At 70.8% G+C, this 21,160-nt stretch carries 15 protein-coding genes; 8 read left to right on the top strand and 7 right to left on the bottom strand.

The annotated features are described in order from the left end of the window. Positions 1 to 78 precede the first annotated feature (78 nt). Together ABD893_RS07665 and ABD893_RS07660 are read left to right on the top strand one after the other, a co-directional pair. Positions 79 to 1,686 carry a zinc-dependent metalloprotease gene (locus ABD893_RS07665; RefSeq protein WP_345077819.1) on the top strand — a complete coding sequence of 536 codons (1,608 nt, stop codon included), beginning with the start codon at positions 79 to 81 and terminating at the stop codon, positions 1,684 to 1,686. Next, positions 1,670 to 2,317 carry an NUDIX hydrolase gene (locus ABD893_RS07660; protein ID WP_345077816.1) on the top strand — a complete coding sequence of 216 codons (648 nt, stop codon included), beginning with the start codon at positions 1,670 to 1,672 and terminating at the stop codon, positions 2,315 to 2,317. The genes ABD893_RS07665 and ABD893_RS07660 overlap by 17 nt, the downstream gene beginning before the upstream one ends. Here the strand turns inward: ABD893_RS07660 and ABD893_RS07655 are convergent. Beyond that, the gene (locus tag ABD893_RS07655; protein WP_345077814.1) at positions 2,293 to 2,973 is read right to left on the bottom strand and encodes a M48 metallopeptidase family protein; all 681 of its coding nucleotides are present in this window, start codon (positions 2,971 to 2,973) and stop codon (positions 2,293 to 2,295) included. The two genes, ABD893_RS07660 and ABD893_RS07655, sit on opposite strands and share 25 nt — an antisense overlap. Before the next feature lie 542 nt (positions 2,974 to 3,515). On the opposite strand from ABD893_RS07655, the gene ABD893_RS07650 reads away from it, so the two are divergent. After that, positions 3,516 to 3,674: a DUF5679 domain-containing protein gene (locus tag ABD893_RS07650; protein ID WP_299299703.1), complete on the top strand. Its 159-nt coding sequence runs from the start codon at positions 3,516 to 3,518 to the stop codon at positions 3,672 to 3,674. A 418-nt stretch (positions 3,675 to 4,092) separates the two neighbouring features. Here ABD893_RS07650 and ABD893_RS07645 read toward each other — a convergent pair whose 3' ends face one another. The 3 genes from ABD893_RS07645 to nudC form a co-directional block, all read right to left on the bottom strand. Further along, on the bottom strand, positions 4,093 to 4,386 hold the full coding sequence (locus tag ABD893_RS07645) for a WhiB family transcriptional regulator (protein WP_425548361.1): 294 nt from the start codon (positions 4,384 to 4,386) through the stop codon (positions 4,093 to 4,095). A 319-nt stretch (positions 4,387 to 4,705) separates the two neighbouring features. Next, positions 4,706 to 6,832 carry an ATP-dependent DNA helicase UvrD2 gene (locus ABD893_RS07640; RefSeq protein WP_345077812.1) on the bottom strand — a complete coding sequence of 709 codons (2,127 nt, stop codon included), beginning with the start codon at positions 6,830 to 6,832 and terminating at the stop codon, positions 4,706 to 4,708. Between the two features lie 144 nt (positions 6,833 to 6,976). Next, a complete protein-coding gene (gene nudC, locus ABD893_RS07635) occupies positions 6,977 to 7,894 on the bottom strand; it encodes an NAD(+) diphosphatase (RefSeq protein WP_345077809.1) in 918 nt (305 codons plus the stop codon). Positions 7,895 to 7,942: 48 nt separating this feature from the next. Here nudC and ABD893_RS07630 point away from each other — a divergent pair, with 48 nt between their 5' ends. Further along, positions 7,943 to 8,908 carry a phosphotransferase gene (locus ABD893_RS07630; RefSeq protein WP_345077806.1) on the top strand — a complete coding sequence of 322 codons (966 nt, stop codon included), beginning with the start codon at positions 7,943 to 7,945 and terminating at the stop codon, positions 8,906 to 8,908. 173 nt (positions 8,909 to 9,081) lie between these two features. Here ABD893_RS07630 and ABD893_RS07625 read toward each other — a convergent pair whose 3' ends face one another. Beyond that, entirely contained in the window at positions 9,082 to 12,399 is a 3,318-nt protein-coding gene (locus ABD893_RS07625) for an ATP-dependent helicase (protein WP_345077803.1), read from the bottom strand. Continuing rightward, positions 12,396 to 15,563, bottom strand: a complete 3,168-nt coding sequence (locus ABD893_RS07620; RefSeq protein WP_345077799.1) for a PD-(D/E)XK nuclease family protein — start codon at positions 15,561 to 15,563, stop codon at positions 12,396 to 12,398. The genes ABD893_RS07625 and ABD893_RS07620 overlap by 4 nt, the downstream gene beginning before the upstream one ends. A 154-nt stretch (positions 15,564 to 15,717) precedes the next feature. On the opposite strand from ABD893_RS07620, the gene ABD893_RS07615 reads away from it, so the two are divergent. The 4 genes from ABD893_RS07615 (at position 15,718) to ABD893_RS07600 (ending at position 20,543) form a co-directional block, all read left to right on the top strand. Continuing rightward, positions 15,718 to 16,380 carry a TetR/AcrR family transcriptional regulator gene (locus tag ABD893_RS07615; protein WP_345077796.1) on the top strand — a complete coding sequence of 221 codons (663 nt, stop codon included), beginning with the start codon at positions 15,718 to 15,720 and terminating at the stop codon, positions 16,378 to 16,380. 58 nt (positions 16,381 to 16,438) lie between these two features. Next, complete coding sequence (locus ABD893_RS07610) at positions 16,439 to 16,660, top strand: DUF3107 domain-containing protein (protein ID WP_345077793.1); 222 nt, start codon at positions 16,439 to 16,441, stop codon at positions 16,658 to 16,660. Between the two features lie 23 nt (positions 16,661 to 16,683). Continuing rightward, positions 16,684 to 18,399 carry a metallophosphoesterase family protein gene (locus ABD893_RS07605; RefSeq protein ID WP_345077790.1) on the top strand — a complete coding sequence of 572 codons (1,716 nt, stop codon included), beginning with the start codon at positions 16,684 to 16,686 and terminating at the stop codon, positions 18,397 to 18,399. A 194-nt stretch (positions 18,400 to 18,593) separates the two neighbouring features. Then, a complete protein-coding gene (locus tag ABD893_RS07600) occupies positions 18,594 to 20,543 on the top strand; it encodes a DEAD/DEAH box helicase (RefSeq protein ID WP_425548360.1) in 1,950 nt (649 codons plus the stop codon). Positions 20,544 to 20,726: 183 nt separating this feature from the next. On the opposite strand, the gene ABD893_RS07595 is transcribed toward ABD893_RS07600, so the two are convergent. Next, positions 20,727 to 21,160, bottom strand: a 434-nt coding sequence (locus ABD893_RS07595) for a PHP domain-containing protein (RefSeq protein ID WP_486599003.1), incomplete at its 5' end; no start/stop codon positions are given.

Here is a 21,160-nt window from a genome sequence, read left to right as displayed (position 1 = left end):
TGAACGCTTCGGGCGAGGCGCTGAGCGGTGATCAGGCGCGGTCGGTAGTCTGGTCACCACGCACAGCTGGAGGTGGCCATGAGTGATTCCCCGATCCCGGGTGGACCCGGTGATATGGACGAGGAGGCGCTGAAGCGCTTCCTGAAAGAGACGTTCGGAGACGCCCTGCCCGAGGGAGCCCTGGAGGGATTGGACCTCTCCGCGCTCGCGCAGCAGGCCAATCTCCCCCAGGATCCCGCGCAGCTGCGGGCGGCTGCCGCCCAGATGCAGCACATGTTCGCTGCACAGGGCGATGACCCAGTGAACTGGCAGATGGCGGAAGACATCGCCCGGCGCACCGCAGCCGGTCAGGCCGGGATCCCCGGCGCTGAGGCGCCGGAGGGGACGCCCGGAGATCCCTCGCCCGGCGACTCCACGATCGCTGACCTGCGCCAGGCCGCGCAGATCGCACGACTGTGGTTGGACCCGGTGATCGCGATCGACGTGCCCACCGCGGAGCTCGGCGTCTACAGCCGCGGCACCTGGCTGCACCGCACCCTCCCTCATTGGAAGCCCATCGTCGAGCCGGTCGCGAAGTACATGGCCGGCGCGATCGGCGAGGCCATCGCCGCCCAGATGGGGCAGATGGGCGACATGGGTGCCGGGATGCAGATGCCCGGCGGTGATCCGGCCGCGATGATGGAGCGGATCGGCGGGACCATGTTCGGCGTCCAGTTCGGCCACGCGATCGGCGCGCTGGCCAGGGAGGCGTCCGGCACCACGGATCTCGGCATGCCCCTGGGCCGGGACGGAGAGCCGGCACTCGTCGCGGCGAACGTCGAGGACCTGATCTCCGCCCACTCCTTGGACCCGGCTGCCGCACGCATCTTCCTCGCCGCCCGAGAGATCGCGCACACCGCACTGTTCAGCGCCGCACCGTGGCTGGGCAAGGCGCTCTTCTCCGCGATCGAGGATTACTCCCGCGGCATCACGCTGGATCTCGATGCACTCGATGAGATGGTCCGAGATCTGGATCTCTCCGACCCGGCCGCGATGCAGGCCCGTCGCCCCGAGGAGATGTTCGTGTTCACCCGCCGCGCCTCGCAGGAGCGTGCGCTCGAGGAGCTGGCCACCACCCTGGCCCTGATCGAGGCCTGGGTGGACCACGTGACCACCAAGGCGCTCGAGGGCAAGCTGCCCGAGCTCGAGGCCATGCGAGAGGTGCTGCGGCGACGTCGCGCCGCTGGCGGGCCTGCCGAGCAGATGCTCTCCAAGACCGTGGGCATCGAGCTGCGACCCCGCCGGGTGCGCGAAGCCCTCTCCTGGTGGGACAGCGTGCTGGCCACCGAGGGCGAGGCCGGGCGCGAGGCGAAGTGGGACCATCCCGATCTGCTGCCCACCGCCGAAGTGCTCTCCGGGCGCCCCCAGGCCCCGCAGCAGGCGGCCTCCGAGGAAGAGACCGAAGGGCTCGCGCAGGTCACGATCCCCGAGGACTTCGACGCCGAGCTCGCGAAGCTGCTCTCCGGCGACGGCCAGGAGCAGGCCCCCCGCGAGGATGAGCAGGGCGGCCTGCGAGGGCCCGTAGCCGACGGTCCCGAGGACCCTGAGGGGCCTGCGGGTCCTGCGGATCCGGAGGGGCCTGCTGATCCGCAGAATCCCGCTGGGCCCGAGGGAGGCGACGACACCCCCGATGCCGATGGGCGCTGATCTCTCCGCCGCTGCCCCCTCAGGCTCCAGCGGATCCGCTGGCACCGCTCCCGCGCGTACCGAGCTGAGCCAGGCCCGTCTCGCGGTCAACGGCCCTGCTCTCGCTGATCAGTATCTCGAGCTGCTGCGGAAGAACTCGCGGACGCTGTATCGGGAGGGCGGGCCTCGGCATCTCACGGCGAGCGCGATCGTCGTCGACGGTCCGATGGAGCATCTGGCACTGGTCTGGCATCTCAAGGGGCGCTTCTGGGTACAGCCGGGCGGGCACCTCGAGGAGGGCGAGACCAGCCTTGAGGCGGCCGCGCGCAGAGAGGTCTCCGAGGAGATCGGGATCGATGACCTCGAGACCATGGGGCACGGTCCCGCCGTGCTGAATCGTCATGGTCTCGACGCGGCCTTCGGCGCCTGCCGCGAGCACTGGGACGTGCAGTACCTGTTCCGGGCGTCGGCCCCTGCCTCCGAGCTCCCGCTCACGGTGAGCGAGGAATCTGGGGAGGTGCGGTGGGTGCCGTGGCCGCTGCTGGGCACCGGCTCGGCTCGTGACAGCTCTGGGCTGCCTGAGGGCACCGTGCCCGATCTGGCGGAGAACCTCGAGCGCCTGGCTCCCTATCTCGCGCGCTGGAGCGACTGAGGGGTCGCTGTGCCCTCGCGGGCGGCGCTGTCTTCCACATCTCCTGCGTGATCTCCTGCGTGCGCGACGCCACCGCTGCCCTCCACGTCGCCGTCGTCTTCGCCATCCTGCGGGAGGTTCTTCGCCCAGGAGACGCCGTCGAGGAAACCCTGCGCCTTCTGAGCCTGCGGGTAGTTCTCCATCAGCGCTTTGAACTCCGGCCCGTGCCCGGGTACCAGCAGGTGTGTCAGCTCGTGCATCATCACCGAGCGCACCACATAGTCGGGCATCCCCTGGAGCTGATGCGAAAGACGGATGGTGCCCTCGGACGGGGTGCATGAACCCCACCGGTGGTTCTGCCGAGTGGACCAGGTCACGGAACTGGGGTGCGCGCGCCCTCCGAGATACGCCTCACTCACCTCTCGGGCCATGGCGAGCAGCGAGGTGTCGCTGCGACGCGCAGGTGCCCGCCGGGCCTCTTTGCTGACCAGCTGGTCGACCATCTTCGTGACCCATTGGCGCTCCTGCCGGGCGCTGAACGTCGCCGGGATGGCGATCACCAGATCTCCTTCCCGACGGGTGATGGAGACGGTGCGGCGCCTGCGCGCGCTGCGCCGCACCAGCACCCGCTCCCCATGGGGGCCGGCGACTTGCTCATGGAGGACGAGATCACTCATGGATCACAGCCTGGCACGTCTGTGAGGCAAGAAAAGTTCATCCACAGCTGTGCATTGTAAAAGTGCCGGTCAGGCCGTCGCGACCTGCGAGATCAACTGTTCCTCCACAACTGCGACACCGCAATGGACACTCTGTCCACAGCAGGAGCGAGGTTGTCCACAATTGGTCCCCGATCGCTCTTTGACCGACCCGGTCCACAGGCGCTAAGTTCTCCTGCACGTGGGACCCCGGGATAACTAGTAGGACGCACACGGGGAAGGTGCGCGTGGTACTGAGCGCCCCCGAGGTCCCACGGCCCTTCCAGGCCTCATACCGCCTCGGGGCCTCCGATGTCGGCTCGTTGCGCGCACTTCCTCGGCTCTTTCCAGAGCCCCCATACCCGAAGCGCGCGACGGGCCGCCCCGATCGGGCCAGGCGACACTCCACAGCCTCCTGATTCGTGCACGACCTTCCCGCACCATTACAGTGGAGCGGTCCCGGCTTCGTCGCGAGAGCTGCGCATCTGGGAATGTTCATCATCGACAAGCAACGAGGAGCGGATATGGCCGACGAGACCTATGCCGGAGAGTTCTACTGCGTCAAGTGCCGCGAGAAGCGAGAGGCCGAGGGCAACGTCGTCGTCTCCAACGGTCGTCGCATGGCCAAGGCCGTGTGCCCGGTGTGCAGCACCAAGCTGAACCGAATCCTCGGCAAGGCCTGACACGCACCCTTGATCGACGTGCTGCGCGGGACGAGCGGCGGGAGGTCAGGCGGGCGACGCCCCACCTGATCGACGTACCGCGTCCTGCAGCATCGAAGAAGGCCCCGAACCACACGGTTCGGGGCCTTCTTCGATGCGCTTCCGCTGCGGCTTCCGGCGCCGCTCCCGGGCCACTCATGCGGCGTCCTGCACCGGGTTCTTCCGGGGCCCGCCGCGGCCGAGCATCGAGATCGCTTGCCGTGCCGCTCCGGCTTCGCATCGAGATCGACGTTCGGTGCACCTTCTGTGACAGAAGCTGTACCGAACGTCGATCTGGCGGACGCCGGGGTCGCGACGGGCCCGGAGGGAGTCAGTGTGGCGGACGCCGGGGTCGAGGCGCCAAGGTCGATCGGACGGGAGACAGCGCACCCCGTGCCGTTCACGCGGCGTCCTGCACCGGGTTCTTCCGGGGCCGGCCGCGGCCGCGCTTGACGGCGATGATGCTGCCCCCGTCGAAGATTGCGCCGCCCCAGACGCCCCAGGGCTCTGCCCGTTCGAGGGCACCCTGGCGGCACTCTGCGATGAGCGGGCACCCCGCGCAGAGAGCTTTAGCCTGTTCGAGGTCGGCGGGACGCTCTGCGAAGAAGAGGTCAGCGGCGTCCGTGTCATGGCACGGCAGCATGGGCGCGGAATCATCCGCGGGGTTCAGGAAAGTGGTCAGAAGTGTAGTCATCGTCTCGCTGCTCAGAAGTCCGTCGGGAGGGACGTGCCCAAGGGGGCAGAGGTGCGGCAGCGGCGCCGCACCGGCAGCGAGGAAAGGCCTCGTCAGCTCAGGCTGGGCACCGCGGGGGCATTGCCCCGTTCGCGCTGCAGAAGGGAAGGCGCGCCCGTGGGGCGCAGACCTGCTCCTGCAATATTCCAAGTGCTGTTCACAGAGGCCACCCCCTTTCGTAAGCGCGCGTCCCGGTGTCCCGGACCACGACGTGGACGATTGACAGAGATGACTCTACACCTCACGTCGAGATCGCAAAAGTATTTTTTGACCTGCAGTTTCAGTCTTTCTCAGCAGGTTCTGCGAGCAGGGCGAGCAGGTCCTCGCCGAAGCTCGCGACCTTCCCGGGCCCGATCCCGGGAACGGCCAGCAGCTCCTGTGCAGTGCGCGGGGCCCGCTCGGCGACCGCCTCGAGGGCGGCGTCGGTGAGGATCGCGTAGGGCGGGGCACCGCGGCGTTGGGCCTGGTCCCGGCGCCAGCTGCGCAGTGCGGTGAGCAGTCCTTCCCCGGCGGGAGAGGGGCAGCCGTCGTGGCGCCCGCGCCGCTGCTCCTGCGGGGTCACCAGGCCCTGTCCGCAGACGCGGCATTCCGCATAGACGGTGGCGGTGCGGCGCCCGGTGCGGCGGGCGGTCGCACCAGGGGCGGTCTTGGGTGCATCGGGGTGATCCAGGACCCCGTCGAGGAAGCGGGAGGCCTTGCGCGAGCCGCGCGCTCCCGGGGTGCGGGCGGCGGACCAGCTCACGGTGAGCAGGTCCCGGGCGCGGGTCAGGGCGACATAGAGCAGCCGGCGCTCCTCCTCCACCTCAGCAGGGGTCTTCGCCATCGAGATCGGGAGCAGTCCGTCGCTCGCGCCGACCAGGAACACCACCGGCCATTCCAAGCCCTTCGCGGCGTGCACGGAAGCCAGGGTCACCCCGTCCACGACCGGCGCCGCCTGGGACTCCGCCCGTTCCTCGAGCTCACGGACCACGTCGGGCATGGTGGTACCGGGCCGGGCGGTGATGGTGTCGGTGAGACCCACCAGGGCGTTCAGCGAGTCCCAGCGGTCACGGATCGCACCGGTGGTCTCCGGCGCGGCCGGCGCCCAGCCCTGCTGAGAGAGGATGTCGCGCACGGCGCGGGCCGGGTCGAGCTGCTCGACGCGGGCCGCAGCACGCAGCGAGACCATCGCGCGACGCACCTCCTGGCGTTCGAAGAAGCGGTCCCCTCCGCGCACCAGGTAGCCGATGCCGCGGAAGGTCAGCGCCTGTTCGAGGGCCTCGGACTGGCTGTTGGTGCGGAACAGGATCGCGACCTCTGACGCGGGTTTCCCCTCGGCGACGAGGTCGGAGATCCGTTCGGCGATGCCGTCGGCTTCAGCGGGGTCGTCGGCGAAGGATTCCACGATCGGCGGCGGCCCGCTCTCACGCTGGGAGATCAGGGTGAGCCGGGTGTCGCGGGTGCGTCCCTGCGCACCGTCCAGGACGGTGTTGGCCATCCGCACGATCTCGGGAGTGGAGCGGTAGTTCCGCTCGAGCCGGATGGTGCGGGAGCGCTTGAACTCCTTGCGGAAGTCCAGCAGGTACGAGGCGCGGGCGCCAGCGAAGGTGTAGATGGTCTGGGCGGCGTCGCCGACCACGCAGAGGTCATCCGAGGTGCCCAGCCAGAGCCGCAGCAGAGCGTGCTGGAGGGCGGAGACGTCCTGGTACTCGTCGACCACGAAGTGCTTGTACTGGCTGCGCACCTCGCGGGCGACGTCCGCCCGCTCGGTGAGGAAGCCGACCATGTGCAGCAGGACATCCTCGAAGTCGATCACCCCTCGCTCCTTCTTCACCTCCTCGTACTGGGTGAGGATGCGTGAGATGGAGCGGGAGTCGAATCCCGCGACACCCGGCCGGCGGGTCTGCAGCGCCGCGTCCGGATAGGACTCCGGGGTGAGCATCGAGACTCGCGACCATTCGACCTCGGCGACGATGTCCCGCAGCGCGGCCCGGTCCACGCTCAGGTGCAGGCGCTGGCAGGCCTCGCCGATGCCGGCGAACTTGTTCGGCAGCAGCTCCGGCATCGGCCCGCCCACCACGCGGGGCCAGAAGTGGCGCAGCTGTCGCAGCGCGGCGGCGTGGAAGGTGCGGGCCTGCACCGCGGGGACGCCGAGGTCGCGCAGTCGCGAGCGCATCTCGGCGGCGGCCTTGGCAGTGAAGGTCACCGCGAGCACATGGCGAGGGTTCAGCTGGCCGGTGGCGACCCCATAGGCGATCCGGTGGGTGATCGCGCGGGTCTTGCCGGTGCCGGCGCCGGCGAGCACACAGATCGGACTGCCGAAGCTGCTCGCCACCTCCCGCTGCTCGGGATCGAGGGCGGCGAGCAGTGCCTCGGCATCGGCGGGTGCGGAGGAGTCGGCGGTGGCGGGTGCGGAATGGTCGGTCATCACCGTTCATCCTGCCAGGACCGGGTGACGGTCCGCGGACCGCTGTGGACGGCGGGTGCCTCACACCACCCCGGGGGCGCGCCACCGGACGCGTTCCGACCCGGCGAGCGGCCCCGCCCGCGCCCGCTCGCCGCCGACGCCGCCTCACCGCTCGGCGGAGCGTCCGTACCAGTCGTCGATGAGGGCACGGCCCATGGATGCTGCGCCCGGCAGGGCGATCTCCTCGGCCTCGAGCGCCGCGGCGAGCTCGTCGCGGGTGAACCAGCGGGCCTCGGCGATCTCCTCGTCCTGCAGGGTGAGCTCGGTGGAGCCGGGGGCCCAGGCACGGTAGCCGAGCATCAGCGAGCGCGGGAAGGGCCAGGGCTGGCTGCCCACATACTCGACCTCTTCCACATCGATCCCGACCTCCTCGTCCACCTCGCGCGCCACCGCATTCTCGAGGCTCTCACCGGGCTCGACGAAGCCCGCCAGCACGGAATAGAAGCCGCTGGGGAAGTGCGCGTTGCGGGCCAGCAGCAGCCGGTCCTGGCCGTCGCGCACGGCCATGATCACGGCGGCGTCGGTACGCGGGAACTGCTCGGTGCCGTCCTCGCTGCAGCGCAGCACCCAGCCGCCCATCTCCGCCACCAGCGTCGCTCCGCACAGCGGGCAGTGACGCATGGACCGGTGCCAGAAGCCCATCGCGACTGCCGCTGCGGCGAGGTCGGCGTCATGCTCGTGGAGCCGGTCGGCGACGCGCCGGAGGTCACGCAGATCACGGCCGGGGGCGTCGAGTTCGGCGCTGGGCTCAGGAACTTCGACTCCGAGCACGCGGTATCCGTCACGTCGGCCCAACAGCACCAGCGGCTGCCGGGTTCCGCCGCGCGGGTCTGCGGTCTCCAGCAGTGCATGGAGGGTGCCGTCCTCGTCCTCGTGCAGGGCGACCGCCCCGGCTCTGCTGACCAGGTAGCGCGCGTCCTCCCCCGGGGAGAGGATCTCCGGATCGCTGCGCAGCAGCGCATCACGGTCGGAGCCGAGGAGGGTAAGCGGGGTGTTCAGGTGCGGGCCACGGATTTTCGCCATGCTCCGAGCCTACGTGGAGCGGACGCCTCAGCCGGGTACGGTGGACGCGTGCATCGCAACTCCTATTCCCTGGCTGCCCTCTCCGCGGCGGCGGTCCCCGGGCTGATCCCGGTGAGGACCATGCCGATCGCCACCCCGGTCGAGAATCTCGACGTCGCCGGCATCGTGGGCGAGGACGGCCGACGGGTGATGATCCAGTCCCCCGCGTCGACGGCCTCGGGAATCCGGCTCGAGCGCGATCTCAAGGTGGCCGATGCTCTCGTCGGCACCCCGCTGCGCGGCGTGATTCCGCCGGTCCTCGGATTCGTCAAGCTCTCCGAGGGTGGGCGCTGTGTGGTCTCCGAGGCCCCGGCTGGCCGGCCGCTGATGCTCGATGCCCTGCACGAGAGCTCGGATCTCACCCGCTCGCTGGGGCAGGTGCTGGCCCGGATCCATACCGTTCCCCGCTACGCCGCGGAAGCAGCTGGGGTCGAGTCCTTCACCCCCGAGGTGCTGCTCGCCGAGCATCGCGCACGGATCGCCACCGCCAAGGCCGGTGGGCATCTTCCGGCCGCTGTCGCCCAGCGCTGGGATGCGCTGCTCGATGACGCCGAGCTGTGGGACTTCACCCCGCAGTTCGTGCACGGGGACCTCTCGGAGGAGAGCCTGTTCATGTCCGGCCACCGTGTCAGCGCGCTGCGCGACTGGTCCTCCTCGAAGGTCGCCGACCCCGCCTCGGATCTGGCCTGGCTGATCTCGTCGCTGGACCCGGAGCGGTTCGATGAGCTCTACAGCGCATATCGCGAAGAGCTTCCCACCTCGACCCATCCGCGGCTGATCGAGCGCGCTCAGGCGCTCGGCGAATTCGCCGTCGCCGAATGGCTCGCGCACGGTCTGGAGATCAAGGACCCGGAGATCGTCGCCGACGCCCGCGGGATGATCGCCGATCTCGACGCCGACCTCGCGCAGATCGCTCGAGATGAGGCTGAACGTGCCTACGAGCAGATGAACTCCCGGGAGGACGGCTCGTCCTGAGCCGACGGGCCGAGTCGATCCAGCCCGCGAGACACGTTCACAGGGCGGACGCACTCACCAGGTGAGAGCTCACGGAGTGACTTCAGCACCCCAGTAGCGCATGGAGACCACGAGATGGCGGCCCTTGCCTCCGGCTGCTCGCCCGCGAGCATCTGCGTGGTGCATCCCCTGCGTCACTCCCCCGCGAGCATCTGCGCGATCTTCTCGCGGGAGGGGTGGCGGCTCACCTCGTGGGTGACGCCGTCGGCCACGAAGTGGAAGGCAGTGCGGATCCTGGCGAGCGGCAGTCCCGTCTGCTCGTGCCAGGCCAGGCGGTAGAGCGAGAGCTGGAGGGCACGCTCGCGGAGCAGGGCGGGGCGCGGGACCCGGCCGGTCTTCCAGTCCACGATCATCACGCCCTGGCTGCCGTCGGACCCTTCCGGGTCGGCGAAGACGGCGTCGATGATGCCTCGCACCGCGATCTCCCCGATCCGGGTATGGACGGGATGCTCGACCGCGAGCGGTGAGCGGTCGGCCCACTCCGACGCCGTGAAGGCGTCGCGCAGGCTGCGGTCGTCGGCACCCGGACCGTCCTCCTGGTCTTCCGCATCCTCCAGGTCCAGCAGGTCCTCGAGATCCAGCAGGGTCGCACTGTCGTAGCGGGACTCCAGCCAGGCGTGGAAGGCGGTGCCGCGGGCGGCCGCCGGGGAGGGCTGGCGCGGCAGTGGTCGCAGCAGATCGATCGCCGCAGCCTTGGGGTCCCGAGCCTGGTGGACCACCTGGGAGGCTGAGAGTCGGGGTGGGGAGTGGACCAGCGGCGGGGCGGCCTGCTGGGCGAGGTCCGCGACGGCGCGGCGCACCAGCTCGGCGAGCTGTGGGTCCGCCGGAGCGTCGTCTGACTCTGCGGCAGCGGAGAGCAGTGCGGCGGCGCGCGCCCGGGCACGCTCCTGCTCCCCGGGTGCTGGTGGCCACTGCGCCTGCGGGCGTTCGCTCTCCAGCGGGTTCTGCTCGGGGACCTCGTGGACGGTGCGGAACTGCTCGGGCACCAGATCCCCGACCTCGGTGAGATAGCGCGAGCGGGGCCGGGCGGAGGCGAGGCCGCTGCGCCAGGCGGCGGAGGTCAGCAGCAGGCGACGGCGGGCCCTGGTCACCGCGACATACATCAGCCTCCGGTCCTCACGCAGTGATTCCTCGCCCTGCGCGAAGCGGTAGTCCTCGATCAGCCCCTCGGCATCGACCTGCGTGTCTGCTTCAGCCCAGGCCAGCTCCGGGAGGGTGTCGGCGTCGCCGCGCAGGGCGGTGGGCACCGACGCGGAGGCGAGCTTGCCGAGCCAGCCATCGCCGGGCACCCGGGTGCGGCCCGTCTCGTCGGTCTTCGCCCGGCGCAGGTCGTAGGAGGGGACGGTGCCCTCGGTGAGCCCGGCGACCGCGACCAGGTCCCATTCCAGCCCCTTGGCGGAGTGCATGGTGACGATCGTGACCGCGGCCGGATCGTGCGCGGTCTCCGGGGCGGCGGTGACGGCGAGCCCTGCCTCCTCATCCTCGCTGATCTCGAGCAGGTCGAGATAGGCGCCGAGCCCGCCGCGGCGAGCGGTGCGATCGAACGCGGCAGCGTGGTCACGGAACGCTTCGAGATCGGCGAGCGCCCGGGAGCCGGGGTCGGACTCCAGCAGCGTGAGGTCGACGTCCAGCAGCCGGGTCGCGGCGGTGACCAGGTCGGGAAGCGGCAGCGGGAGCAGGCGTCGCAGCTCGCGCAGGAGCTGCTGGACCTGGAGCAGCCGGCCCCGGCCGGTGGTGGTGAGGGAACGGCCGGAGGGGTCGGTCCAGTCGGCGGGCGGGAGGTCATCGACCGCGTCGATGAGCGAGACGGATTCCGCCTCATCCTCACCGCCCGGGGTCTCCCCGGTGCGGCGCAGGCGAGAGCCCATCCGGTCCCGCCAGCGACCCAGCACCGCGAGGTCCCGGGCTCCGAGCCGGAAACGGGGCCCGGTCAGCAGGCGCATCAGCGCATCTCCCCGGCCGGGGTCGTAGGCGCATTCCAGCACAGCGCGCACATCAGCGACCTCGGGGCGGTGCAGCAGACCACCGAGGCCCACCACCTCGACGACCAGTCCCTGCTCCTCGAGCCCTTCGACGAGGGCGGGGATCTGGCGGCGGGCGCGCACCAGCACGGCGGCCGACGCCGGTCCGTCCTCCTCGGCGCCTTCCGCACGGCGCTCCAGGACCCAGCGGCCGATGGCCCGCGCCTCCGCGCGCTCGTCAGCCGCCTCGATGATCTCGCAGGCGCCCTCCCCCGCCCCGGGTCGAGGCTGCAGCTCGGGGATGGTGAGCCCGGCGTCGGCATGTCGCAGCGGCGCCGCGAGCCGGTTCGCGGCCGCGAGCACCGCCTGGTCGTTGCGCCAGGAGGTGGACAGAGTGCGCTGCAGAACACTCTGCTCAGGGGTCGCGAAAGCTTCGGCGAAGCCGGCGAGCGAGGCGGCGGAGGCACCGCGCCAGCCGTAGATCGCCTGCTGCGGGTCGCCGACGGCGCAGGCGGCATGACCGGGGCCGAAGAGATCGGTGAGCATCTGCAGCTGCGCCACCGAGGTGTCCTGGAACTCGTCCAGCAGCACCACCTTGTGCATGCGTCGGGCCAGAGAGCTCGCGGCCGGCACCTCCCGGGCCACCCGAGCGGCGAGGGAGACCTGATCGGCGAAGTCGAGGGCGGAGGCCTCGGCGCGGATCTCGGCGAAGCGTTCGAGCAGCGGGATCAGTGCGAGCCGGGACTCGAGCGCCCCGAGCACCTTGGCGACCTCCTTCGGGGTGGTGCGGCGGCGTCCCTCGACCTGCAGCGGGATCTGGGAGAGGTGGGTGTGGATCTCGCGCAGGTGGGTGGCGAGCTGGACCGGGGTGACCAGATGATCGGCCAGCGACGAGGTCAGCGAGAGCAGCGCCGCGGTGAGGGTCGCCGGGGACGCCTCGAGGTCCAGGGAGTCGTCCCAGCCCTCGATGATCTCGTGGGCGAGCTGCCAGGAGGCGGAGGTGGACATCATGGTCAGCTCGGGATCGATGCCGACGGCGAGCGCATGCTCGCGCACCAGGTCCAGCGCGAAGCCGTTGTAGGTGTGGACCACGGGACGCTGGCCTACCAGGTCATCACCCCCGCGCTCGAGGCCGCGCGGCAGCGCCAGGCCCTCGGCGCGCAGGGCGGTGGCGAGGGTGCCGAGGCGGGCACCGATCCGCTCCGCCAGCTCGTGGGCGGCCTTGCGGGTGAAGGTCAGGCCCAGCACCTGGCGGGGTTCGACGATCCCGTTGGCGATCAGCCACACCACCCGCGAGGCCATGGTCTCGGTCTTGCCCGAGCCGGCACCGGCGACCACCAACATCGGGGCCAGCGGCGCCTCGATCACCGAGGTCTGCTCAGCGGTGGGCGGGGGCTGCTCGAGCAGCGCTGCAAGGGAGGCTGCGGAGTGGAGAACCTTCGGGGAAGCGTCGGTGGTGCGTGCGCTGTCGGGCGCGTGCGGTGAGGTCACAGCTGGTCTCCTTCGGGCTGCAGCGGGCAGCTGCTGCGCACCGCGCAGTGGGTGCAGTGGGCGTTCACGCGGGCGGTGACCTGGTCCCCGGAGACGTCGCGCGAGACCTGCTGGACGAGGTCGTCGAACCAGGCGGGATCCTCGGCGCGGGGCAGGGCGATCTGGGTGCGCACCGCAGCCTTCTTCCCCCCTGTGCCGACGTAGACCAGCTGGGCGCCGTTCAGCCGTTCGGGCGCGTCCTCGCCGAGCGTGTCGTTCAGCGCGCCCTCGCGCACCGCGGCCTGATAGGCGGCCAGCTGGAGATCCTCCTCCGCCTTGGCGGCGCTCTTCGCGGCGCGCCCGGACTTGAGGTCCACGACCCGCAGCCCGGTCGCATCGCCCTCGATCCGATCGATGCTGCCGCGCAGCTGGACCCTGCCGAGCTCCACCTCGAAGGCGGCTTCGACGGCGAGCGGCTCACCGGCGCTGCGCAGATGCTCGGCGAGGAGCTGGGCGGCGTCCTCGGCGCGGCGCACCCGGCGCCGGCCGGACCAGGTCTCGGTGCCGGGCACGGAGCGCAGCAGGGTGTGCAGCTCGCCCAGCAGATCCGCGGCCGGTCCCTCGGGACCACGGGGGTGGACCTGGGCGAGGTAGTGGAGGGCGGTGCCGATGAGCTGGGCGGGCCCGCCCGAGCGGGTGCCGCCGGCGCGTTCCATCAGCCAGGACTGCGGGCAGTCCACGGCGCGTTCCAGCGCGGAAGGGGAGAGCCCGATCGCGGTGCCAGCCTCGTGCAGCGGCTCCGTGGAGCTGGGCTCCTGGTGGTACCAGCGGTCGGGATCGGCGCCAGGGGCCCCGGCCCGCCCGAGGGCCGTCAGCGCGAGGGCCGTATCGCGGACCTGCTCGGGATCCTCGTCCTGCATCCGGCGCCGCAGAGCCGCCACCAGACGCCGCGCATCGGGGGCCGGGCCGGGATCCCGGCGCAGCGTCTCCACGTCGATCCACGGGGCTTCGACCAGCGCCTCGAGAGCATCGAAGAGCGCGGAGGGCTCGTTCTGCTCATCCTCCACTGCAGTGACCAGCACCCGTCGCCGGGCCCTGGCCAGGGCGCTGACGGCCAGGCGCAGCTCGTCGGCCACCACCTGTTCGCGTTGCAGCGCCCGCAGCGCCTCGAGCTCGAGCGGGAGCTCCCGGCCGTGCCGCGTCCCGGACCACAGCGACAGCTCGGCGGCGCCGAACAGCGTCGAGCGCAGGCGCAGGTCGGGCCAGGCGCCTTCCTGCAGGCGGGCGAGCACCACGGTGTCCCGATGCTCCCCCGCGAGCTGGGCGGGAGTGAGCACAGCGATACGACCCCGGGCGGTCGCCGCCGGCGCGAGGGTGTCCTCGACCACGGCCTGGCCGCGGATCTGTTCGACCAGATCAAGTGCCCCGGCCCCGGGTCGACGGTCGGTGAGCCGTTCCGCGGCGGCGAACAGCTCCAGCAGGGCATCCAGCCGGGAGGATGCCATGCGCGAGCGCGCTCCATCCACGTCGCCCGCATCGCCCAGAGCGGCGCGCCGCCACCCGCTGGCGAGGCCCGAAGCGTTCCAGGCATGCCAGAGCACCTGCTGGGCGTCGGCCTCCCGATGCTCGCGCACCGCGCGGATCATGTCCCGCACCCGGTGCACGGGAGCGGCGGCGCGGCCCTTGGCATCGGGCGCGGGGAGTCCGGGGAGCTCGGGGTCGATCAGGGCCAGCGCGAGCAGCTGCTCGCTGGTGGCGGTGCTGTCCGGCTCCGCAGCTCGATGCGCGCTCAGCAGCAGCCGACGGATGCGGCGCAGGCGCAGGGTGTCCGCATCACCGAAGGGGCCGCGCAGGAGTTCGTCGGCGATCCTCGGCGCGAGCGGGGCATCCGCGGGGGCGAGGCCGATCTCCAGGATGCTCATCAGGTCCGCGACCGCGGGAACTTCCCGCAGCGGCTGGGGCCGGCGCGGTGCCCGCACCGGCAGCCCGGTGCGGGAGAGCAGATCTGCGACGTCGGCCACGGCGGCGCCGGAACGGCACACCACCGCCATCTCGTCGTAGGGGACGTCCTCGCGATGGTGGAGGTCTCGGAGGGCGGAGCCGATCAGTCGTGCCTCGTCGAGCGGGTCCTGTGCCCGCAGCGCCACCAGTCCCCCGCGCCGGGTGCTGCGGGGTCGCCGGGAGTCTGCTGGCGCGCCGGCCAGCGGAAGCCTTCCCCGCAGCGCATCGACCACAGCGGTCACGCCCTCCGCCTGGGCATGCATGCCGTCCAGGAGCACCTCGGTGAGCGGTCGCGGCAGGAGCTCTCGCAGCCGGTCCGCGGCATCGGGCAGAGCGCCTCGGAAGGTGTCGACCGCAGCATCGGGGCTGCTGCACACCATCACCTTCGCACCCGCCGCCCCCAGCGCCGCGACCAGGTCTATCCCGGCGGCGGTGAGGTCCTGGGCATCGTCCACCACCACGGCACGGAAGGGCAGGACGGTCTGCGGATCGGCGAGCAGTCGCACCGCACGGCGCACCAGGGCGCCGGAGTCCAGGCGGGGGCCGGCGTCGAGGGCGGCAGAGGCTTCGAGATCAAGCACCCCGAGATAGTCGCGGAGCAGGGCGGCGGCGTCCTGCCAGGCGGGTCGCCCGCGGTCGCGGCCCAGGGAGTCGAGCTCAGACGGGGTCAGCCCGAGCTCGGTGGCTCGAGTGATCAGGTCGCGCAGCTCGGTGCGGAATCCGGACAGGGTGCGGGCCGCGGAGTCGACGTCGAGATGCCAGCTCTCGCGCTGCGCGATCAGCTCGGCCAGCAGCGCGTCCTGCTCGGAGCCGGTCACCAGAGTCGGCGCCCCCAGGCCCCGCCCCAGGGCATCAGCGCGAGTGATCGCGTGGCCGAGGGCTGGCGGAGTCATCGCCCTGATCTGCCCGCTGCCGTGCACCGCCAGGGCGTCCCGCAACCGGCCGGCTGCGATGCGGCGCGGCGCCAGCAGCAGCGTCCCGTCCCCGGAGTTCACGGCAGCGCTCAGCGCGAGCGCCGTGCGTCCGCTGCCCGGGCCGCCGTGGACGAGCACATCGGACCCACGGAGGAAGCTCTCCAGCGCCCGGCGCTGGGCGGGGTCCAGAGCGCTCGCGGGATGCACGGCAGGCAGTGCCTCGAGATCGGGTCCGAGCAGTCGGATCCCCGCGCCGGTGATCGTGCCCATCGTTCGCATCGTTCCATTGGACCTCACGGGACCGACAATCGTCCGTGCCGTCGCGGAGCCGGGACGACGGTAGAGTGTCCGGGATCACAACGAATCAGACATTTGTCCCGCGGCATGCGTCCGCCGCTGCGGGTCCGAGACGGAGGCCGGTGCCATGTCCACGTCCCCCACGGCAAGGATGCCCCGTGCGCAGCGACGCAGCCAGCTGCTCGAGCTCGCGACCCGTGTGTTCACCGAGAAGGGCTACCAGGCCGCTTCGATGGATGACATCGCTGCCGCAGCGGGGGTCACCAAACCCGTGCTCTACCAGCACTTCGACTCCAAGGAGTCTCTCTATATCGAGGTTCTCGACATCATCGCCGAGTCGATGCTCGAGGAGGTGCGGGCATTGGGTGAGTTCGAGGGCGACACCACCGCCCGGGTTCGCAGCGGCCTGCAGCGCTTCTACCGGCTCGTTGCACTGAACAACGCTCTGCGGCTGTTCACCGGTCATGAAGTGATCTCCGAAGCGGTGCAGGAGCGGGTGTCCGCCGTCCTGGATCGGCTCGCGATCGCCCTGGCCGGCGTGCTGACGACTTTCCGCCAGGTCAGCGTCGAGGAGTCACGAATCCTCGGCCGCGGACTCATCGCCGTCACCCAGACCACCGCCCAGCTGCTCCACAGCGCCGAGGACGACGCGGAGCGCGAGACGATCCTCCACACGATGACCACCACCGTGGCGCACGGGCTGACGGGGTTCGCAGCGCTCGAGAACCCTCGGACCGGCGAGGTTGTGCTGGGGGCGGACAAGGATCGCGTCCCCTCCCCTGACGCGTAGACTTCGAGAGGCACAGCAACGAACGTCCCCGCCCTGGTGGCGGAGGGAAGGTCAGGTCATGGAGATCCGTATCGGCATCCAGCACTCCCCGCGCGAGATCGTGATCGAATCCGAGGAGAAGGCTGATGCCCTGCTCGAGCGGCTCAGCACCGCCATCGCCGACGGCAGCCCCGTCACCCTGGTCGACGACAAGGGCCGCACCGTGCTGATCCCCGGGTCCAAGGTCTCCTACGCCGAGGTCTCCACCGAGGAGCCCCGCCGCGTCGGCTTCCTCGGCTGAGACCCGATAGCCCCGGAGTCCCCGTGACCTCCGACGAGGACCCGGCCCGCCTCCCGCCGTCGCTCGGCGAGGACGGCCCTGCCCTCCCCGCCGACGAGCAGCCGGATGCGGCCGAGTCGCCGACCCGTCGGCGTCGACTTCGGCGCCGCCGCGCCCGCCTCCTGCACATCACCACGACGGCAGTGGTGGCGGTGCTCGGCGGGATCGTCGGCCTGCTCCTGGTCCCTGCCACCACGGTCGAGGTGGGTCCGCTGACTGCGAGCGTCCACCTGCGCCCCTCGCTCACCTCGCAGACGGTGATCCTGCTGCCTCCGGTGGGCGAGGTCGCCTTCGACACCCACACCGCCCCGGTGCGCATCGAGGCCCGTGTCAAGGGCGTCGACGTCCAGAAGGCGGAGGCCCTGTTCTACGCGGACTCCGGCTTCGCCGAGCTCCAGCAGTCCGCCCCCGAAGCGATCACGGCCGCCGCGGCGAAGAACGCCGCGCTGAACGCACTGTTCGCCGCCGCCGGGGCGGGGCTCGCTGTGGGGCTGACCTTCCGCCGGGTCCGCCGTGCCCTGGTCGCCGGCGGCAGCGCAGTCGCGGTGGTGGGTGCGTCCGTGGCGGCAACGTCGGTGACCTTCTCCCCCGAGTCCCTCAGCCAGCCGAAGTTCGAGGGGCTCCTGTCCCAGGCCGCCTATATCGCGGATCTCGGCCAGGGCAAGGTCATCGACTACCAGAGCTACCGCGACACGCTCGCCGAATTCGTGGGCCAGGTCTCCGCGCTGTACATCGCCGCAGATTCGCTGCCGGTGGGGCTGGATCAAGAGGACCTGATCACCGTCCTGCATGTCTCGGACATCCACGACAACCCGCAGGCCTACGACGTGATCGAACAGCTGCACACGCAATTCGCGATCGATGTCGTGATCGACACCGGGGACATCGTGTCCTGGGGGACCCCGGTGGAGAACGAGCTCCTCCACTCGATCGGCACCCTCGATGTTCCGTACGTCTACATCAGCGGCAACCACGACGGCGCCGCCGCCGCGGCCACGATCGCGTCCCAGCCCAACGCCACCGTGGTCGACAACGAGGTGGTCGAGGTGGCGGGCCTGCGCATCGCAGGCATCGGCGACCCTCGCTTCGCGGCCGACGATGATTCCGATGCGGGAGGCTGGAAAGAGGGCGACGAAGCGGTGAGCGCGAGCGCCTTCCAGCTCGGGGACACCGTCACGGCGTATGACGAAGCGCATCCTGAGGAGCCGGTCGACATCGCGCTCTTCCATGACCCGACCAACCCCGAAGGACTGCTGGGCCGGGCCCCGCTGGTGCTCTCCGGACACATGCACACCTCGAAGGTCGAACTGGACCGTGAGCAGTCCGGCACCGACTGGCTGACCGTCGGCTCGACCGGCGGTGCGCTCGCCTCCGGCGGAGTCGCTCCCGTGCTGCAGGGCGACGATCCGCTGGACCTCACCGCCCGGATGCTCTACTTCGACAAGAACACCCGGCACCTGGTCGCCTATGACGACATCGTGATGGGTGGGCTCGGCCTGGTGTCGGTCTCCATCCAGCGCTCCCAGATGCCCGACGAGGTTCCAGAGCTCGAAGTCCCCGAGGGCGCCGAGACCCCCGAGGGCACGATCCCGCCCGAGCAGGAGGTCGAGCCGGGCGAGGGACTGCCCGACGAGGACCGCGTCACGCCGACCGATCCGGTGAGCCCGCTGCCCGACCCCAGCGACGGGGGCCAGGGCTGAGCGACGTGCTGTGAGGAACGAACGGCAGGAGCACAGCCGATCCAGCAGGGCTGAGCGACGTGCTGTGAGGAACGAACGGCAGGAGCACAGCCAAACAAGCAGAGCTGAGCGAGTGGGATTAACCCTGAACCCGGGGCCGATTCGTGCTTGGGGGCTACGATGGCGATGCATATCCATGATCAGAGAGTTGAACGGTGCCTGAAACCATCCCGCACACCGATGAGGCCGTGTCGGCCTCCCCTGCCGTCGAGCTGAGCTCCGGCACCCCTGTCCCGGCGGAGCCGGAGCAGACCTTCGCCGATTTCGATGTTCGCACGGACATCGTCGATGCACTGGCCGCGAAGGGCATCACGACCCCGTTCCCGATCCAGTCGATGACCCTCCCGGTCGCCTTGCGCGGCCGCGACATCATCGGCCAGGCCAAGACCGGTACCGGCAAGACGCTCGGCTTCGGCATCCCGCTGCTGCAGAACTCTGTGGCCCCGGGCGAGCCCAATCCCCAGAACCGCGTCATCGGCAAGCCGCAGGCGCTCGTGGTGCTGCCCACCCGTGAGCTCGCGGTGCAGGTCGCCCAGGATCTCCAGACCGCCTCGGCGAAGCGCCCGATCCGGATTCTCACGGTCTACGGCGGCCGCGCCTATGAGCCGCAGATCGAAGCGCTCGAGAAGGGCGTCGAGGTCGTCGTGGGCACCCCCGGCCGTCTGATCGACCTGATGCGTCAGAAGTACCTGGACCTGTCTCAGGTGCGCACCGCGGTGCTGGACGAGGCCGACGAGATGCTCGACCTGGGCTTCCTCGAGGACATCGAGAAGCTGCTGCAGGCAGTGCCCGGCGATCGGCAGACGATGCTGTTCTCCGCCACCATGCCCGGTCCGATCATGGCGCTGGCTCGCCGGTTCATGAAGCAGCCCACGCATATCCGGGCGCAGGATCCCAATGATGGTGCCCGCACCAAGGCAGACATCAAGCAGGTCGTCTACCGCGCCCACCAGCTCGACAAGATCGAGGTGATGGCCCGCATCCTGCAGGCCAATGGCCGCGGGCTGTCGATCATCTTCATGCGCACCAAGCGTCAGGCGGATCGGGTGGCCGGCGATCTCGCCGATCGCGGCTTCGCCGCCGCGCCCCTGCATGGCGACCTCGGTCAGGGCGCCCGCGAGCAGGCGCTGCGCGCCTTCCGCAACGGCAAGATCGACGTGCTGGTCGCGACCGACGTCGCCGCTCGCGGCATCGACGTCACCGACGTCACCCATGTCGTGAACTGGAACTGCCCGGACGACGACAAGACCTACCTCCACCGCACCGGCCGGACCGGACGTGCAGGCAAGAAGGGCACCGCGATCACCTTCGTGGACTGGGAGGACCTGGCACGCTGGGCTCTCATCGCCCGCCAGCTGGGCCTGGAGTCCACCGAGGCTGTGGAGACCTACTCCACCTCCGATCACCTGTTCGCTGATCTCGACATCCCGGCAGGGGTGAAGGGCACGCTGCCCAAGGGCGCGCGTACCCGCGAGGGCCTTGAGGCGGAGACGCTCGAGGATCTGGGCGGGACCGATCATTCGGGTCGCGGCACGCGGGAGGGTCGCGATCGAGACCGCGACCGTGGCCGCAGCCGCGAGGGCGGCCGTGAAAGCGGCCGCAGCCGTGAAAGCGGCCGTGGGCGTGAGAGCGGCCGTGGGCGCGACAGTGATCGCGAAAGCAGCCGCGACAGCGGTCGCGAGAGCAACCGTGATGGCGGGCGTGGACGCGACCGCTCCCGCGGAGCGCGCAGCGACAACACCCGTCAGGACGGCGAGGCCCCGGCGAGTGTCGAGAGCCAGGACAGTTCCCCCGCTTCGGGCCCCTCGAGCGCTGGCGTCGGCAGCGAGTCCGCTGCCGAGCGTCCTCGTCGCAGTCGGTCGCGCACCCGTCGCGTCGACGGCGAGGTCGTCGATAAGTCGACGACCACGACGTCGGCCGGAGAGTCGACCAGCGCGAACCAGCGCGGCGAGAGCACATCCGGCGAGAGCACGAGCCGCGAGGGCAGGGGCGAGGGCTCGGGCGATGACCGTCAGCGCCGTCGCCGGTCCCGTGGCGGCCGCGGCCGGTCCGGCGGAAACCGCTCCGGTGGCAGCAGCTCCGGGGCTGCTCCGCAGGAGGGCTGACACCCGCAGGATCTCAGCTCCCCCGGGATGCTGAGCCCGCACCGGCATCGCCGCAGTCACGGTGGCCCATGATCACGCAGATCATGGGCCACCGTCATGCTCAGCGCCTGGTCACGCGCAGCGCATGCTCACTCGGGGCGCTCGGGCACGCGCAGGGCAAGTTCGCACGCAACGCTCGGAGGCTCAGGGCCTGATGATGCGGGTGCCGCTGGTGGCCCGCGCCGCGATCGACTCGAGCACCTCTGCGGCGGTGAGGTTCTCGCCCAGCAGGTTGGGTTTGCCGGTGCCGTGGAAGTCGCTGCCGCCGGTGATCAGCAGGTCATGTCGTCGAGCGAAGTCGCGCAGCCGCGCCGTCTCCGCGTCGCTGTGCTCGCGGTGGTCGACCTCGATGCCGTCCAGCCCCGCCTCGATCATCGCGTCGAGCAGCGCGAGCGGCAGATCATCATCTCGGGTCACCGAGCCCGGGTGCGCGACGATCGAGACGCCGCCCGCCTCCCGGATCGCACGCACTGCGGCCAGCGGCGAGGGGGCGTAGTAGGGCACGTAATAGGGCTCTTCAGAGTTGAGTGTGGGGTGAGGCGTCGAGGCCTCCGGTGATGAGGAGCATTCGGAGTCGG

This window comes from Brachybacterium paraconglomeratum (genome assembly GCF_039541415.1).
Lineage (GTDB): Bacteria > Actinomycetota > Actinomycetes > Actinomycetales > Dermabacteraceae > Brachybacterium > Brachybacterium paraconglomeratum_A.
Note: the sequence above shows the minus strand (reverse complement) of the source record. Positions and strands in the feature narration are given on the sequence as shown.

Bases quoted from the DNA above. Each gene is read 5' to 3' on its own strand.
- ABD893_RS07665 (WP_345077819.1), top strand. From the start codon at position 79: ATGAGTGATTCCCCGATCCCGGGTGGACCCGGTGATATGGACGAGGAG.
- ABD893_RS07660 (WP_345077816.1), top strand. From the start codon at position 1,670: ATGCCGATGGGCGCTGATCTCTCCGCCGCTGCCCCCTCAGGCTCCAGC.
- ABD893_RS07655 (WP_345077814.1), bottom strand. From the start codon at position 2,973: ATGAGTGATCTCGTCCTCCATGAGCAAGTCGCCGGCCCCCATGGGGAG.
- ABD893_RS07650 (WP_299299703.1), top strand. From the start codon at position 3,516: ATGGCCGACGAGACCTATGCCGGAGAGTTCTACTGCGTCAAGTGCCGC.
- ABD893_RS07645 (WP_425548361.1), bottom strand. From the start codon at position 4,386: ATGACTACACTTCTGACCACTTTCCTGAACCCCGCGGATGATTCCGCG.
- ABD893_RS07640 (WP_345077812.1), bottom strand. From the start codon at position 6,832: ATGACCGACCATTCCGCACCCGCCACCGCCGACTCCTCCGCACCCGCC.
- nudC (WP_345077809.1), bottom strand. From the start codon at position 7,894: ATGGCGAAAATCCGTGGCCCGCACCTGAACACCCCGCTTACCCTCCTC.
- ABD893_RS07620 (WP_345077799.1), bottom strand. From the start codon at position 15,563: ATGGGCACGATCACCGGCGCGGGGATCCGACTGCTCGGACCCGATCTC.
- ABD893_RS07615 (WP_345077796.1), top strand. From the start codon at position 15,718: ATGTCCACGTCCCCCACGGCAAGGATGCCCCGTGCGCAGCGACGCAGC.
- ABD893_RS07610 (WP_345077793.1), top strand. From the start codon at position 16,439: ATGGAGATCCGTATCGGCATCCAGCACTCCCCGCGCGAGATCGTGATC.